Origin of the sequence: Cupriavidus nantongensis (assembly GCF_041726985.1) — a bacterium.
GTDB classification, from domain to species: Bacteria; Pseudomonadota; Gammaproteobacteria; order Burkholderiales; family Burkholderiaceae; genus Cupriavidus; species Cupriavidus nantongensis_A.
This window is the reverse complement of the sequence record NZ_CP168303.1, coordinates 2,537,705-2,553,878: the sequence shown is the minus strand read 5'-3', so window position 1 is coordinate 2,553,878 and position 16,174 is coordinate 2,537,705. Positions and strand designations below refer to the sequence as shown.

The 16,174-nt window shown below is 68.6% G+C and carries 15 protein-coding genes and 1 tRNA gene; 5 read left to right on the top strand and 11 right to left on the bottom strand.

Going from position 1 to position 16,174, the window contains the following annotated elements; translation table 11 throughout:
* The first annotated feature begins 22 nt into the window (after positions 1-22).
* On the top strand, positions 23-904 hold the full coding sequence (locus ACEI37_RS23050) for an undecaprenyl-diphosphate phosphatase (protein WP_116357140.1): 882 nt from the start codon (positions 23-25) through the stop codon (positions 902-904).
* 69 nt (positions 905-973) lie between these two features.
* Here the strand turns inward: ACEI37_RS23050 and trmB are convergent, their stop codons facing one another.
* From trmB to ACEI37_RS23030, 4 genes are all read right to left on the bottom strand, one after another.
* On the bottom strand, positions 974-1,750 hold the full coding sequence (gene trmB, locus ACEI37_RS23045; protein WP_373378300.1) for a tRNA (guanosine(46)-N7)-methyltransferase TrmB: 777 nt from the start codon (positions 1,748-1,750) through the stop codon (positions 974-976).
* Positions 1,751-1,816: 66 nt separating this feature from the next.
* Positions 1,817-1,891, bottom strand: a tRNA-Gly gene (locus tag ACEI37_RS23040).
* Between the two features lie 68 nt (positions 1,892-1,959).
* Positions 1,960-2,184, bottom strand: coding sequence for a hypothetical protein (locus ACEI37_RS23035; RefSeq protein ID WP_373380305.1), 225 nt, complete (start codon positions 2,182-2,184; stop codon positions 1,960-1,962).
* 61 nt (positions 2,185-2,245) lie between these two features.
* On the bottom strand, positions 2,246-3,208 hold the full coding sequence (locus ACEI37_RS23030; protein ID WP_373378299.1) for a LysR family transcriptional regulator: 963 nt from the start codon (positions 3,206-3,208) through the stop codon (positions 2,246-2,248).
* A 126-nt stretch (positions 3,209-3,334) separates the two neighbouring features.
* On the opposite strand from ACEI37_RS23030, the gene ACEI37_RS23025 reads away from it, so the two are divergent.
* The 3 genes from ACEI37_RS23025 to ACEI37_RS23015 all read left to right on the top strand — a co-directional run bounded on the left by ACEI37_RS23025 (position 3,335) and on the right by ACEI37_RS23015 (position 5,891).
* On the top strand, positions 3,335-4,309 hold the full coding sequence (locus tag ACEI37_RS23025; RefSeq protein WP_373378298.1) for a tripartite tricarboxylate transporter substrate-binding protein: 975 nt from the start codon (positions 3,335-3,337) through the stop codon (positions 4,307-4,309).
* Positions 4,310-4,317: 8 nt separating this feature from the next.
* A complete protein-coding gene (locus ACEI37_RS23020; RefSeq protein WP_373378297.1) occupies positions 4,318-5,430 on the top strand; it encodes a CoA transferase in 1,113 nt (370 codons plus the stop codon).
* A gap of 83 nt (positions 5,431-5,513) precedes the next feature.
* Positions 5,514-5,891: a DUF5594 family protein gene (locus tag ACEI37_RS23015; protein WP_373378296.1), complete on the top strand. Its 378-nt coding sequence runs from the start codon at positions 5,514-5,516 to the stop codon at positions 5,889-5,891.
* A gap of 16 nt (positions 5,892-5,907) precedes the next feature.
* On the opposite strand, the gene ACEI37_RS23010 is transcribed toward ACEI37_RS23015, so the two are convergent.
* The 3 genes from ACEI37_RS23010 to ubiD all read right to left on the bottom strand — a co-directional run bounded on the left by ACEI37_RS23010 (position 5,908) and on the right by ubiD (position 10,514).
* Positions 5,908-6,810: an aldose epimerase gene (locus ACEI37_RS23010; protein ID WP_373378295.1), complete on the bottom strand. Its 903-nt coding sequence runs from the start codon at positions 6,808-6,810 to the stop codon at positions 5,908-5,910.
* Positions 6,811-6,832: 22 nt separating this feature from the next.
* A complete protein-coding gene (locus ACEI37_RS23005; RefSeq protein ID WP_373378294.1) occupies positions 6,833-8,857 on the bottom strand; it encodes an acetoacetate--CoA ligase in 2,025 nt (674 codons plus the stop codon).
* Between the two features lie 130 nt (positions 8,858-8,987).
* Positions 8,988-10,514, bottom strand: coding sequence for a 4-hydroxy-3-polyprenylbenzoate decarboxylase (ubiD, locus tag ACEI37_RS23000; protein WP_373378293.1), 1,527 nt, complete (start codon positions 10,512-10,514; stop codon positions 8,988-8,990).
* A 648-nt stretch (positions 10,515-11,162) separates the two neighbouring features.
* Between ubiD and ACEI37_RS22995 the strand changes: the two genes are divergently transcribed.
* Positions 11,163-12,272: a transglycosylase SLT domain-containing protein gene (locus tag ACEI37_RS22995; RefSeq protein ID WP_373378292.1), complete on the top strand. Its 1,110-nt coding sequence runs from the start codon at positions 11,163-11,165 to the stop codon at positions 12,270-12,272.
* Positions 12,273-12,352: 80 nt separating this feature from the next.
* Here ACEI37_RS22995 and ACEI37_RS22990 read toward each other — a convergent pair whose 3' ends face one another.
* The 4 genes from ACEI37_RS22990 to ribBA all read right to left on the bottom strand — a co-directional run bounded on the left by ACEI37_RS22990 (position 12,353) and on the right by ribBA (position 15,895).
* A complete protein-coding gene (locus ACEI37_RS22990) occupies positions 12,353-13,534 on the bottom strand; it encodes a pyridoxal phosphate-dependent aminotransferase (protein ID WP_373378291.1) in 1,182 nt (393 codons plus the stop codon).
* A gap of 155 nt (positions 13,535-13,689) precedes the next feature.
* Positions 13,690-14,208, bottom strand: a complete 519-nt coding sequence (gene nusB, locus ACEI37_RS22985) for a transcription antitermination factor NusB (protein ID WP_373378290.1) — start codon at positions 14,206-14,208, stop codon at positions 13,690-13,692.
* Complete coding sequence (gene ribH, locus ACEI37_RS22980) at positions 14,201-14,701, bottom strand: 6,7-dimethyl-8-ribityllumazine synthase (protein ID WP_012353576.1); 501 nt, start codon at positions 14,699-14,701, stop codon at positions 14,201-14,203. Before ribH ends, nusB begins: the two co-directional genes overlap by 8 nt.
* Before the next feature lie 84 nt (positions 14,702-14,785).
* The gene (ribBA, locus tag ACEI37_RS22975) at positions 14,786-15,895 is read right to left on the bottom strand and encodes a bifunctional 3,4-dihydroxy-2-butanone-4-phosphate synthase/GTP cyclohydrolase II (RefSeq protein ID WP_373378289.1); all 1,110 of its coding nucleotides are present in this window, start codon (positions 15,893-15,895) and stop codon (positions 14,786-14,788) included.
* Positions 15,896-16,174 lie beyond the last annotated feature (279 nt).

The window sequence follows — 16,174 nt, the reverse complement described above, 5'->3', positions numbered from 1 at the left end:
GACTACGTCTCTTTCGTTCCGCATGGAAATCGCACTAGCGCTGAAGGCAGTGATCCTCGGCATCGTCGAAGGCCTGACCGAGTTTCTTCCCATTTCGAGCACCGGACACCTGATCCTGGCCGGGCAGCTGCTCGACTTCAACGACGAGAAGGGCAAGATCTTCGAGATCGTGATCCAGTTCGGCGCCATCCTGGCGGTGTGCTGGGAATTCCGCGCGCGCATCGGCAAGGTGGTGCGCGGCCTGCGCGACGACCCGCTGTCGCAGCGCTTTGCCGCCAACGTGGTGATCGCGTCGGTGCCGGCGATCGTGCTGGCGTTTATCTTCGGCAAATGGATCAAGGCCCACCTGTTCAACCCGATCTCGGTGGCGCTGGCCTTTATCGTCGGCGGCGTGGTGATCCTGCTGGCCGAATGGCGCGATGCGCGCCGCGGCACGGTCTCGCATCCGCAAGGCAATGCGCTGCTGGAAGCCGCCAAGGCCGGCGCGCCGCGCATCGAGTCGGTCGACGACCTGAACTGGCGCGACGCGCTCAAGGTGGGGCTGGCGCAGTGCTTCGCGCTGGTGCCGGGCACCTCGCGCTCGGGCGCCACCATCATCGGCGGCATGCTGTTCGGCCTGTCGCGGCAGGTGGCCACCGAGTTCTCGTTCTTCCTGGCGATCCCGGTGATCTTCGGCGCCACGGTCTACGAACTGTACAAGGCGCGCGCTCTGCTGAACGGCGACGATCTCGGCATTTTCGCGGTGGGTTTCGTCTTTGCCTTCCTGTCGGCCTTCCTGTGCGTGCGCTGGCTGCTGCGTTTCGTCGCCACGCACGACTTCAAGCCGTTCGCGTGGTACCGCATTGCCTTCGGCATCGTGGTGCTGGTGACGGCGTACTCCGGGCTGGTGTCCTGGCACGCCTGACCAGGCGGGAGCGCAGGCAACAAAAAAGCGTGGCAGATGCCACGCTTTTTGTTTGGGGACTCGCTGCGCTCAGGCGCGCTTGCGGAACACCACGTCCCACACGCCATGCCCGAGCCGCACGCCGCGCCGCTCGAACTTGGTCACGGGACGGTAATCCGGCCGTTCGGCAAAACCGCCAGGCGCCGCCGAGGTGTTCTCCAGCAGCGGCTCGGCCGACAGCACTTCCACCATCTGGTGCGCGTAATCTTCCCAGTCGGTGGCGCAGTGGATATAGCCGCCCGGCTTCAGGCGCGCGGCCAGCAGCTTGACCAGCGGCGGCTGCACCAGCCGGCGCTTGTTGTGGCGCTTCTTGTGCCACGGGTCCGGAAAATAGATGTGTACGCCGTCGAGGCAGTTGTCGGTCAGCATATGTGCGATCACCTCCACCGCATCGTGCTGCAGGATCCGAACATTGGACAGGCCGCGCTCGTCGATCAGCTTGAGCAGCGCCCCCACGCCGGGCTCATGCACCTCGCAGCCCAGGAAGTTGTCCTGCGGCCGCAGGCCGGCGATATGCGCGGTGGTCTCGCCCATGCCGAAGCCGATCTCCAGGATCGACGGCGCCTGGCGGCCAAAGGTCGCCTCCCAGTCCAGCGGCTGCGGCGCGTACGGCACCAGCATGCGAGGCCCGATTTCGTCGATGGCACGTTGCTGCCCGGTCGAGGTCCGGCCCGCGCGGCGCACGAACGAGCGGATGCGGCGCGGGTGCGCAACGCCTTCAGGATCGGCGGGAGAGGGGGCGGGGGAGGGGGCGGGCGAGGTCTCGGCCTCGTCGGCCGGCCCGGTGCTGGGGTCTTGGGGAAGCATGGCAACAAAAAAGCCGCCGGGCGGATCACCGTAACGGTGGCAAAGGCGGCTTGTCTCGACTGGAAGTGGAGCGGGCGATGGGAATCGAACCCACGTCTTTAGCTTGGGAAGCTAAGGTAATAGCCATTATACGACGCCCGCGAACCCGCGATTCTATGCGGGATCCAGGGGGGATGCAAGCGAGTGGCCGATGGGGCGCATTCAGCGCCTCAGGCCTTGTACGCGAAGTTTTTGCCGACCTCCTGGCTGATATAGCCGCACAGGCCGCATCCCGCCGTGGCGAGGCGCTTCATCTGTTCGACGTGGTGGCGGCCGGGCCTGCGGTAGTCATAGGTGTAGACGTGGCCGTTGTCGAAGCGGATCCGGATATGTTCCGGGCCAACTTCGTAGGCGACCACGCCCGAGTTGCCGCTGAGATTCCGGTAGGGCTGCATAGCTCTCAATGATAGGTCTCGTCTGGCGTGGCTGCTGGCCGGAACCGGTCGCGTTGGCGCGTCAGCGGCGCCGCACCGGTGCCGAAGGCGCGCTGGGGTCCTGCGCGGCCACCGCTTCCAGGGCTTCGCTCAGCAGTGCCACGGCCGGCGGCGATTCGATTTGCGCCGGCCTGATGAAGACCAGGTGGCCCGAGGCAAACGGCGCGCGCAGCTGCACTTCGCGCACCATCGACAGGGCCTGGTAGTTGGCCAGCGCCGTCGCCGGCGCCACCGTCAGGAATCCGCCCGCGGCGGTCATGGCCAGGTTGCTGTGAAATGACGCCGACTCGATATGCGGCACGGGTGGCAGCTGGCCATCGTCGAGAAACGGTTGCTCGAACACGTCGCGCGTATGGGTGCCGCGCGGGGGCAGGATCCACGGTCCTTCGTGAAGATCCGCCAGCGCGACTCCGCGGCGCCCGGCGAGAGGATGGCCCGGCGCGCAAACCACGGCCAGATGCTCGTCGCGCAAGCGAGTGATGCGGGTGCTGGCCTCGAGCTGGCCGGCGTGGTCCTTTTGCAGCCGGCCCACGATGCAGTCGAGTTCGCCTGCGGACAGCATCGCGGTAAGCCCGTCGACGGTATGTTCGCGTACCGCCAGGCGTGGCAGGCAGCCGCGCTCACGCAGCCACGCTACGGCCCGTGGCAGCACGTCCATGCCCACCAGCGGCAGCATGCCGAGCCGGACCAGTGGCACTTCCGGCCGCGTCAGCAGCGCCTCGCCGGCCGCGTCGATCGCCCCCAGCACCACGCGCAACCGTTCCAGCGCCCGCTCGCCCGCAAGGCTCAGGCGGCCGCCGCGTGTGGTCCGTTCGATCAGCTTGCAGCCGAAGGCGAGTTCCAGCTCCTGCAGCATCTTGGTAACGGCCGGCTGGCTCAGGTGCAGCCGCTCGCCGGCCGCGGTCAGCGAGCCGCTGCGTGCCACCAGGTCCAGCAGGCGCAGGTGGCGGATACGCAGGCGGTCGATCCGGTTGGGCCATGGCATTCCGGCATCCGTGCTTTTCGGGGTCGCGCGCGTCATAGCAAAACGTGATGGCGTTATCAAAACTGGATAATTGTTTTGAATGGCCTCCTCCCGGGACAATCGGGGCAAACCATGAAGGAGACTGCAATGGAGGCCAATCCCGGGCGCCGCCTGCTGCTGAAATCACTGCTGGCAATGCCGGCCGCCGCGTACGCTGCCCACCCCTATCCGAGCCGGCCGATTCGGCTGGTGGTGCCCTACGCCGCCGGCGGCGGGCCGGACATCCAGACCCGCAAGCTGGCCGAGCGGCTGGCGCACGTGCTGGGCCAACCGGTCGTGGTCGAAAACAAGGTCGGTGCCGGCGGCATCCTCGCCGCCGAATTCGTCGCGCAGCAGCCGGCCGATGGCTACACGCTGATGCTGGGCGCTTCCACCCATGTCGCGCAGAAGTTGCTGCAGCCCGGCGCGAAGTTCGACCCGATGGCGTTCACCCACATCATCCGCGTCGGCGTCAGTCCGTCGGTGCTGGTGGTCAGCGCCGGCTCGCCATACCGGAGCGTGGCCGATCTTGCCGCCGCGGCACGGCGCGCACCCGGCACGCTGAACTACGCCTCGGGCGGGATCGGCTCGGCGGCGCATGTATCGGGCGCGGCGTTCGCGTCGGCGACGGGCATCGACGTGGTGCACGTGCCGTACAAGGGCTCGGTCGAGATCGTGCCGTCGCTGATCAAGGGCGATACCCAGTTCGGCTTCCCGGTCGCGGCCACGGCGATGCCGCAGCTTGCCAGCGGCAAAGTGCGGGCGTTGGCAGTGACCTCGGCCAGCCGCGCCGCGGTGTTGCCGCAGGTGCCCACGTTGAACGAGGCCCTCGGCCGCAAAGACCTCGACCTCGATGCCTGGAGCGGTATCTGGGCGCCGCCGCGGCTGCCCGCAGCGACCACGGCGCGGCTGCATGCGGCGGTGGTGCAGGCGCTGGAGGATCCTGGCCTGCGCCGGACCTATGCCGACATGGGCGCCGTGCTGGCGCCGACTCCTGCGCCGGAAGCGTTTTCCCGGCTCGTGGCCGACGAGACCGTGCGCCTGCGCCAGGTCATCGACAAGAACCGCATCACCAAGGAGTAGACATCGCCATGAGCCTCACCACACAAGCGGACTTCGCGCCGCTGGCCGGCATCCGCGTGCTGGATTTCTCGCACGTGATCGCCGGGCCGTTTGCCACCTTCCTGCTGTCTCAGCTGGGCGCGGAGGTGACCAAGGTCGAGAACGCGGGCGGCGGCGACGTGATGCGCCGCGCGGGCAAGGGGCATGCGGCCTTTGTCGCGCTCAATGCCGGCAAGTCGTCGCTTGCGCTCGACCTGGCCGACGAAGGCGGCCGCGCGCATGCGCTGGATCTGGCCAGCCGTTGCGACGTGTTCGTCGACAACCTGCGGCCGGGCGTGCTGGAGCGCTTCGGGCTGGGCTACGAGGCGGTGCGAATGCGTAACCCGCGCGTGGTCTATTGCAGCATCTCCGGCTTTGGCCGCGGGGCGGCGCAGTGGCACGGCCGGCCGGCCTATGACCACGTGGTACAGGCAGCCACCGGCATGGCATGGATGGGCGGGACCGAGGGCGACCCGCCGATGAAGACCGGCTTCCCGGTGATCGACGCCGCCACCGGCATGCTGGCTGCCTTGGCCATCGTGGCCGGCGTGCGCGAGCGCGAGCGCACCGGGCACGGCATGCTGCTCGATGTGTCGATGGCCACGGCCGGGCTGCAACTGATGTATCCGATGGCATGCGATGCCATGACCACCGGCGGCGTGCCGGTACGGCAAGGCAACCAGGGCTATTCGGGCAGCCCGTCGGCGGATTTCTTCCGCACCCGCGACGGCTGGCTGGCAATTGGTGCGAACACGCCGAAGCAGTTGCTGGCGCTGCTCGACGCGCTCGGCCTGAGCGAGCTGGCCAATGATCCGGCCTTGTTCGACACCCCGCTGGACGCGGCCGCCTTGCCGGCCTTTGTGCGCTCGATCGATCCGGCGGCGCTCAAGCGGGCCATCGCGGGCGCCGTGGCGGCGGGGGCCGCGGCCGACCTGGAGCCGCGCCTGGCCGCGTTGGGCGTCCCGGCGGCGCGCCTGCGCAATATTGCCGAGTTCGCCGCGGAGTCGATGGCCAATGGCAGCCTGCAGCCGGTGACACTGCGCGAAGGGCAAACCGAGGTCCTGTCGCCGGGGCTGGGTTTTCGCGTGTACCGCGCGGGGTGAAGGCCGGCGTATAGTGGCTGGGCACGATGGCGCACGGTCAGGTGCGCCGTCATCCCTCCCGCAACGTCAGGACACCCCCCACCTTGACCACCGACTTCTTCGCCCGCTTCGAAGCCGAATGCCTGCCGCGCATCGCCGACGCGATCGGCCAGCAGCACCGGCGCCTGCAACTCCAGCCGCTGCCCGCCGATGGCCCCGGGATGCCGCCGCGCCTGCGCATGACCGCAGAGGGCCCGCCGGAGCTGCGGCGCCATCCGTATGCGCTCGATATCACGCTGGCGTGGGATGGGCTGGAGGTGCAGCGGCTGTTTGCCGCAGGCGGCGAGGCGCGCTTTGCCGGCTACCTGGCGGCGCTGCCGTCCAAGCTACGGGCGTGGCAGGAGCCGCGTGGGATCGATTTCCGCTCGCTGTCGCAGGCCGACCCGCAGATCCTGATCGGCGGGCTGGATTTCGAGCATTGAGCAGCGCCGCTTTGCATCAACCGGAAACGCGCAGCCGGCACACCGCGCTTTCTGCCTGGCCGGGCTCTATCCAGCGCAAACCATGGCCGTGGTGGATGGCGTCGGGCAGGCCCACCCATGGTTCCACGCAGTAAAAGTCTGAGGTCTCGGTCTCGGACCACGTGGTCACGGCATGCCACGGCGCATTGCCGGGCAGGTCGAGCTCGAACCGGATACGGCGGCCGGGCATGGCCAGTTCCGCCGCGGGGCTGCCGCGGAAGACGTGGAAAGTGTCCTGCAGCCGGGGGTCGTCCAGCGGGTACGTCAACTCGCCGGGCTCGCCCGGTCCGGGGCTGCCATCCGGCAGCTGGCGCATGCGCTCCGTGGTCGGTAGCGTCAGCGACGCCGCGGCGCGCTGCGCGTGGGGCAGGGCGAAATAGAAGTGGTGGCCGGCATAACACGGCAGGCGTTGCGTGCCGGTGTTGGCGGTGCGAAGCGTCACTTCCAGCCCGTCGGGCAGCAAGGCGTAGACCACATCGAAGGCGAAGGCAAACGGATAGCCGGTGCGCGTCGCCTCGCTGTCGCGCAGCGTCATTGTGATGGCGGTGTGCGTGTCGATGGCGCTGACCTCGAAGGGCAGGTCGCGCGCAAAGCCATGCTGCGAGAGGGTATGCACCGTCCCGTGTTGGTCACGCCACTGTCCGGGACTGCCGTCGACAAAATGCCGGCCGATAAACGGGAACAGCAGCGGGTTGCCGCCCCGGATCTTGGCCGGGCGGCTCCAGTCGGCGGCGTCGGGCCAGTACAGCAGGTCTTGCCCGCGGTGGACCCAGCGGACCAGCCGCGCGCCGTATTGCGGCGCCAGCAGCAGGTAGGAATCGGCCTGGCCGATCCGCACCAGCGGCTGGCCCTGGAAGTCTTCGGTTGGCAGGTTGTGCATGGCCTGGACGATATGGTGGCGCTCAGGTGGTGGCCGACTCGGCCTGGCGTGCCTGGAGGAAGCGCGCGGCGTAGTCGAAGTACCAGTCGAGCGTGTCGGGGTTGGCCATGGCGTCGCGATTGGCGATGCCTTGCGGCGCATGGCCCAGCAGCAGCTTCTTGATCGGCACCTCCATCTTCTTGCCCGACAGCGTGCGCGGCACGCCCGGCGCCTGCACGATCTCGTTGGGCACGTGGCGCGACGACAGCGCGCTGCGGATGCGCGCGCGCAGGGTGTCGCGCAGCGCGTCGTCGAGCACCACGCCTTCGCGCAGCACCACGAACAGCGGCATATACGATTCGCGGCCCAGGTATTCGAGGTCGACCACCATGCTGTCCATCACCTCGGGCAGGTCTTCGACCACGCGGTACAGCTCGCTGGTGCCCATGCGGATGCCGTGGCGGTTGATGGTGGCGTCCGATCGCCCGTAGATCACCGCGCCGCCGCGCTTGGTGATCTTGATCCAGTCGCCATGCCGCCAGGCGAGGGGATAGGTGTCGAAGTAGCTGTCGCGGTAGCGCTTGCCATCGGTGTCGCCCCACAGGTAGAGCGGCATCGACGGCATCGGCTCGGTGCAGACCAGCTCGCCGACCGCGTCGACCAGCGGCTGACCATTGTCATCGAAGGCTTCCACCTTGGCGCCGAGGCAGCGGCACTGCATCTCGCCGGAATAGACCGGCAGCAGCGGGCAGCCGGCGACGAACGAGCCGGCGAAGTCGGTGCCGCCCGACATCGGCACCAGCCAGATGTCTTCGCGCACATGGCGGTAGATCCAGTCGTAGGCCTCGACCGGCAGCGGCGAGCCGGTCGAGCCCAGTCCGCGCAGCCGCGACACGTCGGCGATGCGTGCCGGCTCGATGCCGGCCTTCATGCAGTTGGTGAAGAACGCCGCGCCGGCGCCGAACAGGGTCACGCCGGCATCGTCGACGAAGCGCCACAGCACGCCGGCGTCGGGCCAGGCCGGGTTGCCGTCGTAGAGCGCGATGGTGGTGCCGAGCAGCAGCCCGGCCACCTGCGCGTTCCACATGATCCAGCCGCTGCTGCTGTACCAGTGGAACACGTCGTCCGGCCCCAGGTTGTTGTGGAATGCCATCAGCTTGAGCTGCTCGATGACGATGCCGCCATGGCCGTGCACGATCGGCTTGGGCATGCCGGTGGTGCCGGACGAATAGACGATCCACAGAGGATGGTCGAACGGCAACGGCTCGATCGCCAGCGGCACGTCGTGCGCCAGCACGTCCTGCCAGGCGTGCACGCGCACGCCGGCGGGCGCCGCGGCGCCGCTGCCGGTTTGCGGCACCAGCACCAGGTCGGTCAGCGAGGGCAGGGCGGCGACCAGCTCGGCCAGCACCGGCGCGCGGTCGTAGGCCTTGCCGCCGTAGCGGTAGCCGTCGACGGCGATCAGCACCCTGGGCGCGATCTGGCGGAAGCGGTCGACCACCGCCACCTGGCCCATGTCGGGCGCGCAGCCGGACCAGACCGCGCCCAGGCTGGCGGTGGCCAGGAAGGCGACCACGGTGGCAGGGATATTGGGCAGGTAGCCGGCGACTCGGTCGCCGCGCTGCACGCCCATCTGGCGCAGCGCATGCGCCAGCGAGGCGACCTGCGCCTCGAGCGCGTGCCAGCTGATATCGGCCAGCGGCTGCGCCTCGCCGGCATGGCGGATGGCGGTGCGCTGGCGCGCGCTGCCGCTGCCGGCATGGCGGAAGACCTGCTGCACGTAGTTCAGCGTGGCCCCTTCGAACCAGCGCGCGCCCGGCATCACGCGCCGGTCAAGCACTTGCCTGGCCGGGGTGTCGAAACGCACGTCGAAGTAGGCGCGCACGGCGTCCCAGAAGGCTTCCAGCTCGGTGACGGACCACTGCCACAGGCTGTCGTAGTCATCGAAGGCCAGGCCGCGTTCGGTGCGCAGCCAGCGCATGAACTGCGCGATCTGGCTGCGGTCGCGGAACGCCTCGGACGGCGTCCACATCAGGTTGCCTTCGGCAAGCGGGGCGGCGGTGCTCATGTCTCCTCCTTGGGCCCGTCTGCAGCGGGCATCGGATGGCGCGATGGTTGGCCGCGGGCGCCTCTCGCAGGCGCCCGGTATCAGCGTGACATGATAACGGCGGATCGCTGCAGGCGCGTGCCGGCTGCGATCACCGACCGGCGGGACGATCGAACAGCGTTTCCCACAAGGTGTCGACCTTCGCCTTGACCGCCGCATCCATGGCGATCGGCGTGCCCCATTCGCGCGTGGTTTCGCCTGGCCACTTGTCGGTGGCGTCGATGCCCATCTTGGAGCCCAGGCCAGACACCGGCGAGGCGAAGTCGAGGTAGTCGATCGGGGTGTTGTCGACCAGCACCGTGTCGCGGATGGGGTCGACGCGGGTGGTGATGGCCCAGATCACTTCCTTCCAGTCGCGCACGTCAACATCGTCGTCGACCACCACGATGAACTTCGTATACATGAACTGCCGCAGGAAGCTCCACACGCCGAACATCACGCGCTTGGCATGGCCGGCGTACTGCTTCTTCATCCGCACCAGCGCCATGCGGTAGCTGCAGCCCTCGGGCGGCAGGTAGAAGTCCGTGATTTCCGGGAACTGCTTCTGCAGCAGCGGCACGAACACCTCGTTCAGCGCCACGCCCAGCACGGCCGGCTCGTCGGGCGGCTTGCCGGTGTAGGTGGAGTGGTAGATCGGGTCGCGCCGCATGGTGATGCGGTCGATGGTGAAGACCGGGAACCAGTCCTGCTCGTTGTAGTAGCCGGTGTGGTCGCCGAACGGGCCTTCGAGCGCGTGCTGGTATCCGGACGGGTGGTTGGGATCGGGCTGGATATGGCCTTCGAGCACGATCTCGGCCGACGCCGGCACGCTCAGCTCGGACAGCGTCGGCGTCAGGCAGCCCGCCAGCGCGGTGCGGCTGCCGCGCAGCAGGCCGGCGAACTGGTATTCGGACAGCGTATCGGGCACCGGCGTCACCGCACCCAGGATGGTGGCCGGGTCGGCGCCCAGCGCCACCGCGATCGGGAAGGGTTTGCCGGGGTTGGCCAACGCATGTTCGCGGAAGTCGAGCGCGCCGCCGCGGTGCGCCAGCCAGCGCATGATGACCTGGTTGCGGCCGATCACCTGCTGGCGGTAGATGCCCAGGTTCTGGCGCTTCTTGTGCGGGCCCTTGGTCACCACCAGGCCCCAGGTGATCAGCGGCGCGGCGTCGCCGGGCCAGCAGGTCTGGATCGGCAGGCGCGCCAGGTCGACATCGTTGCCTTCCCAGACCACCTCCTGGCACGCCGGGCTGCTGACGCGCTTCGGTGCCATGTCCCACACGGACTTGGCCAGCGTGAACAGCTTGCCGGCCTCGCGCAGCCCGCGCGGCGGCTCCGGCTCCTTCAGCGCCGACAGGACCCGGCCGATGTCGCGCAGGTCTTCCATCGATTCGGCGCCCATGCCAAATGCGACTCTGCGTGTCGTGCCGAACAGATTGGCCAGTACCGGCACGCTATAGATGTCGCCAAGGGAGGCGCCCGAGGGCTGCTCGAACAGCACCGCCGGGCCTTCGGCACGCAGCAGGCGATCGCAGATTTCGGTCATCTCCAGGTTGGGCGACACCGGCCGGGCGATGCGCCGCAACTCGCCGAGCCCTTCGAGCTGGCCGATGAAATCGCGCAAGTCTTTGTATTGCATGGTGAATTCTGTTGTGGTGCGGCATCCCGCACCGGATCCAGGGAGGCGGCAGTCAGGTCGGTGACAATACACATTCCTCGGGGCGGCGGCAAAAAAATCGTCCAGCCGGTGCCCCGGAAATTGTAAGTTTTTTGTCCGCCCCGGGGCGGGCCGGAACGCGACGAGCCAAGGCCACGCCTGCGTTTGCGGGGGTCCGAGTGATGCCGGGCTGACCAAAACCACCTTGTTACAAATAACTGGAAGTAGTGAATTTCCGATTTATTATTCTTGACGGGATATAACACCGTTCCTACAATCCGGTCTGCTCCATGGAGTGTTGCGTCGCAACATGGATTTTCCCCCTGTGTCAAGGGGTGCACATCAAAAGAACGTGCCAGAAAGTCCCTCCAGCAAGGACCGATGTCATAGACCCGCGCATGGCGGGTGACCGGTCGCCTCCGGCGACTTGCCGGAGTGTAGAGAGTTAAGTCGTGGCAGGTAGCGCTCCCCCAGGGCGTGGCCTGTTTCCAAGTTGGGCGCATGGGGAGCGCCCTGCCAACAGGTGCTTGGTCGTCACTGCTAGACGGCGCGGCATCCTTACTTGAGTACGTTGAGATCGGGCGCATGCCGCAGTCGGGCACGCGAAGCGGGCAACGGATGGAGGTAAGCATGAGCGGTTGGAAAACCCTTCATCTTCCCGGCATCGGGCGAGCCTTGCAGGTTCGCCTCCGACAGCCGGTACCCGGAGTGAGTCGGGCATTGCAGGTCCGTCTCGCGCATCCGGTCGCGGGCCGTGCCTTGCGCGGTGGCCGCACGACACTGAAGTACGCCCTGAACAGCCTGGGCGTGGTGGCGGTGGTTTCGGCGGTGTCGCTGTCGGTGAGCCAGGAATGGCGCACCACGCTGGCCGCCTTGCTGGCCGGTGACGAAGCGCCAGCGGTGCTGGTGAGCGCCGCCGTGGCCGCGCCCGCGCATGCCGGCACTGCCCCCGGCGCTGCGCACAGCCCGGCCGTATCCAGCGCCGTCCCGCCCAGCACGGCGGACGTCGCGGCGGCCAAGTTCGGCTATGGCACCGGCCGCGGCGGCAAGCTTGGCCTGCCGACCGTGTCTGGCGTCGACGAATGGAGCCTGGCGGCCAATACCAAGGTGCCGTCGGTCGCGCACCTGGCCGCGCGGATTCCGGTGACGCGCGTGGCGATGGACGCTCGCAGCACCGGCGCCACGCTGGGCACCGCGCGCGAGCAGGCCGCCGTGGCGGACTATATCGCCCGCAAGTACCGCGTGGCGGCCCAGGCCACCGCGCAGCTGGTCAAGGCGGCCTACCTGACCGGGCGCGAGGTCGGCATCGATCCGCTGCTGATCCTGGGCGTGATCGCGATCGAGTCCAGCTTCAACCCGTACGCCGAAAGCGGCGTGGGCGCGCAGGGCCTGATGCAGGTCATGACCAAGGTCCACCAGGACAAGTACGAAGCCGTCGGCGGCGTGTCCGCGGCCCTGAACCCGTACGCCAACATCAAGATCGGCGCGCTGGTGCTGAAGGACTGCATCGCCCGCGCCGGCTCGCTCGAGGGCGGCCTGAAGTACTACGTCGGCGCCACCACGGCCACCGACGGCGGCTACGGCGCCAAGGTGCTGGCCGAGCGGGCCCGCCTGCGCCAGCTGATCGGCGTGCGCAGCGCGCCCGCCAATGCCGACAAGCCGGCCGCCGAGGACAAGGCGCCGGTCGAGCACGCACCGACCGAGAAGCTGGAAGCCAACAACGGGCCGCATAACGCCTGAGTCTGGCTCCGGCATCGCCCAAAAGAAAAGCACCCCGCGGGGTGCTTTTCTTTTGCCTGCCGCGCAGCCGCCAGGTGCGGTCAGCGGAACAGCCTTCCCAGCCGTGCCATCGCCTCTTCGATATTCTCGCGCGAGGTCGCGTACGAGATCCGGATATAGTCGCGGGCCGTATGCGGGCCGAAGTCCTGCCCCGGCACCATCACCACGCCTGCGTCGTGCAGCATGGCCTGCGTCAGGCGGTCGGCGTCGCCGGCGGCCGGGTGGTTGACGCCGCGGCAGTCCGCATACACATAGAAGGCGCCGTCGGGGCGCACCGGCACGCGCAGGCCCAGCGACTCCAGCGCCGGCACGATCAGGTCGCGGCGGCGGCGGAATTCGGCCTTGCGCTCGTCGTAGATGGCCAGCGCCTCGGGCGTGAAGCACGCGAGCGCAGCGTACTGCGCCACCGCCGACGCGCAGATGAACAGGTTCTGCGCGACCTTCTCGAAGGCCTCGACCAGTGCCTCCGGCACCACCAGCCAACCCAGGCGCCAGCCGGTCATGTTGAAGTACTTCGAGAAGCTGTTCACCGTGACCACGTTGGGGTCCAGGCTCAGCGCCGAAACCGGCGGGGCATCGTAGGACAGGCCCTGGTAGATCTCGTCGAGGATGGCAAAGCCGTTGCGCGCACGCACCGCCTGCAGGATCCGGGCGAGTTCGTCAGGCAGGATCGAGGTCCCGGTCGGGTTGGACGGCGAGGCCAGCAGCACGCCCCGGGTCTGCTCGCCCCAGTTGGCCTCGACCTGCGCGGCGGTCAGCTGGAAGCGCTCGGCCGGGCCGCTCGGGATCATGCGGGCGACGCCGTCGAAGGCGGCGACGAAGTGGCGGTTGCACGGGTAGCTGGGGTCCGGCATCAGCACTTCGGCGCCGATCTCGACCAGCACCGCGCACGCCAGAAGCAGCGCGCCGGACGCGCCGGCGGTGACGATCACGCGCCGCGCCGGGAGGTCCAGGCCGTAGGCAGTCTTGTAGTAGCCGGCGATGGCCTCGCGCAGCGGATGGATGCCGAGCGCGCCGGTGTACTGCGTGACGCCGCGGCGCATGGCCGCTTCGGCCGCGCGCACCACCGGCTCGGCGGCGGTGAAGTCCGGCTCGCCGATGCCCATGTGCACGATATGGCGGCCGGCGCGCTCCAGCGCGGCGGCTTGCTTGGCCAGTTCCATCACATGGAAGGCGTCGATGTTGGCGAGGCGGGAGGCGGTGGCCAGGTGCTGCAAGTCCATGGTGTTCCGGGGCGGGCAGGGCCCGTTCAGCAAAGGGATAGACGGAATGAAAACACCCGCCGCGGCGGGTGTCGTCTTCATCGCCGCTGGCGCCAGGGCCAGCGCGACGGCACGGCATGGCCGCGGCAGGGGTGCCCAGCGGCGCTCAGCGGCGCTCAGCGGCGCGCGGCCACCTCGGCGGCGCGCACCTGGGCGGCAAGCTTGTCCAGCACGCCGTTGACGTACTTGTAGCCCTCGACGCCGCCAAAGGTCTTGGTCAGCTCGACCGCTTCGTTGATGACCACCTTGTACGGGATGTCGAGGCAGTGCACCAGCTCATAGCTGCCGACCAGCAGCGCGGCGCGCTCGACCGGCGACAGCTCGTCGACGGAACGGTCCAGGAACGGCTCGAACGCGGCGGTCAGGCGGGCCTCTTCGCGCACGGCGCCATTGAGCAGCGCGTCGAAGTGCTCGCGGTCGGCCTTGTTGAAGCCCTGGGCGTCATGCAGGTGGGCCTGGATCGCGCCGATATCGTTGCGGTTCAGCAGCCACTGGTACAGGCCCTGCAGGGCCAGCTCGCGCGAGCGGCGGCGCGCGCTCTTGGGCGGCGCCTTGGCTTCGGTCCGTGCCGCGGCTGGCTTGCCGCCGGCGGTCTTGCCGGCGTCGTTGTCCGGCGTATTCGACGTATCACTCATCGTCGTCCTCGTCTTCGTCTTCCTGGCCGCGCAGCGAATCGAGCGCCGCCACCAGGTTGGCCATCTCCACCGCGGCGCGGGCGCAGTCGCGGCCCTTTTCGCGGGTGCGGGCATGGGCCTGCTCGTCGGTGTCGACGGTCAGGATGCCGTTGGCGATCGGCACGTTGAAGTCCAGCCCGACGCGGGTGATGCCGGCGCCCGACTCGTTCGAGACCAGCTCGAAGTGATAGGTCTCGCCGCGCACCACGGCGCCCAGCGCGACCAGCGCGTCGAACTGGCCGCTCTCGCACATCTTCTGCAGTGCCAGCGGGACTTCCAGCGCGCCGGGGACGGTTACCACCAGGGTGTCCTCGCCCTCGACGCCGAGCTGTTCCAGCTCGGCCACGCAGGCCTCGAGCAGCTCGGCGCAGACCGGCTCGTTGAAGCGCGCCTGCACGATGCCGATACGCAGGCCTTCACCGTCGAGGTTGCTGGGGTAGAAGCCGTGATCCATTGTTCAGTTCTCCAGTTTTCGGGAGGGCCGCGGCGGCAGGCGCCGCGGCCCGGGTATTGGGGATGGCTTGGTCCTGGGGCCGGCTCAGTCGGCCTGGCCGCTCATCGGCTGGTAGCCGGTCACTTCCAGGTCGAAGCCGGTCATGCTGGGCATGCGCTGCCTGGCGGCCAGTACACGCATCTTGCCGACGCCGACATCCTTCAGGATCTGCGCGCCCATGCCATAGGTGCGCAGGTCGGGCTTGCGGCGCGGCCGCGACTGCGGGGCGTCGAGCGCGCTGAACTGCGTGAACAGCTGCTCGACGGTGTCGCCGCAGTTCAGCAGCACGATCACGCCCTTGTCGGCCTCGGCAATCGCCTGCATCGCCGCCGGGATGCTCCACGAGTGCGTCGTGCATTTCACTTCCAGCAGGTCCAGCACCGAGAACGGCTCGTGCACGCGCACCAGCGTTTCCTGTTCCGGCGTGGGCGTGCCCTTGACCAGCGCCAGGTGCGCCTGGCCGGTCGGCTTGTCGCGGTAGGCGATGCTGTGGAAGGTTCCGTACGGGGTTTGCATGGCGCGCTCGCCGACGCGCTCGATAATGCTCTCGGTGCGGCTGCGGTAGTGGATCAGATCGGCGATGGTGCCGATCTTCAGGTCGTGCTCCTGTGCGAACTCGATCAGGTCAGGCAGGCGCGCCATGGTGCCGTCGTCCTTCATGATCTCGCAGATCACGGCCGCCGGCGTCAGGCCGGCCAGCGCGCCCAGGTCGCAGCCGGCCTCGGTATGGCCGGCGCGGATCAGCACGCCGCCGGGCTGCGCCGTCAGCGGGAAGATATGGCCGGGCTGGACCAGGTCGGCCGGCTTGGCGTCGCGGGCGACGGCGGCCTGAACGGTGCGGGCGCGGTCCGCGGCGGAAATGCCGGTGGTCACGCCCTCGGCCGCTTCGATCGACACGGTGAAGTTGGTGCCGTGCTGGGTGCCGTTGCGGCTCACCATCGGATGCAGGTCGAGCTGGCGGCAGCGCTCGGCGGTCAGCGTCAGGCAGATCAGGCCGCGGCCATGCTTGGCCATGAAGTTGATCGCCTCCGGCGTGACGAAATCGGCAGCCAGGACCAGGTCGCCCTCATTCTCGCGGTCTTCCTCGTCGACAAGGATGACCATGCGGCCGGCGCGAATGTCGGCAATGATGTCTTCGGTACGGGCGATTGTCATGGCGTGCAGAACGGCAGGTTGGGGCGGAAATCAGGCGAATGGCTGTGGCAGGAACCATGGCCGCGGTGGAAAGCGGCCGGACTGAGGCGGGGCTTCGGGCCAGGCCGGCGGGGCCATATACGCCCGGCAGGCTGCCCAGTCAAGCCGGCTATTGTACGCCAAGGCAGCCAACGCGGGAGGCAGCGGCAGCGGAAAGTGCGCCGACTGGCGTGGCGGGCGGGGAAGGGGGGACCCGGGGAGAGGCGCGGGGCCAGTCGGGCGGCGGCTGCGGCGCCTCGT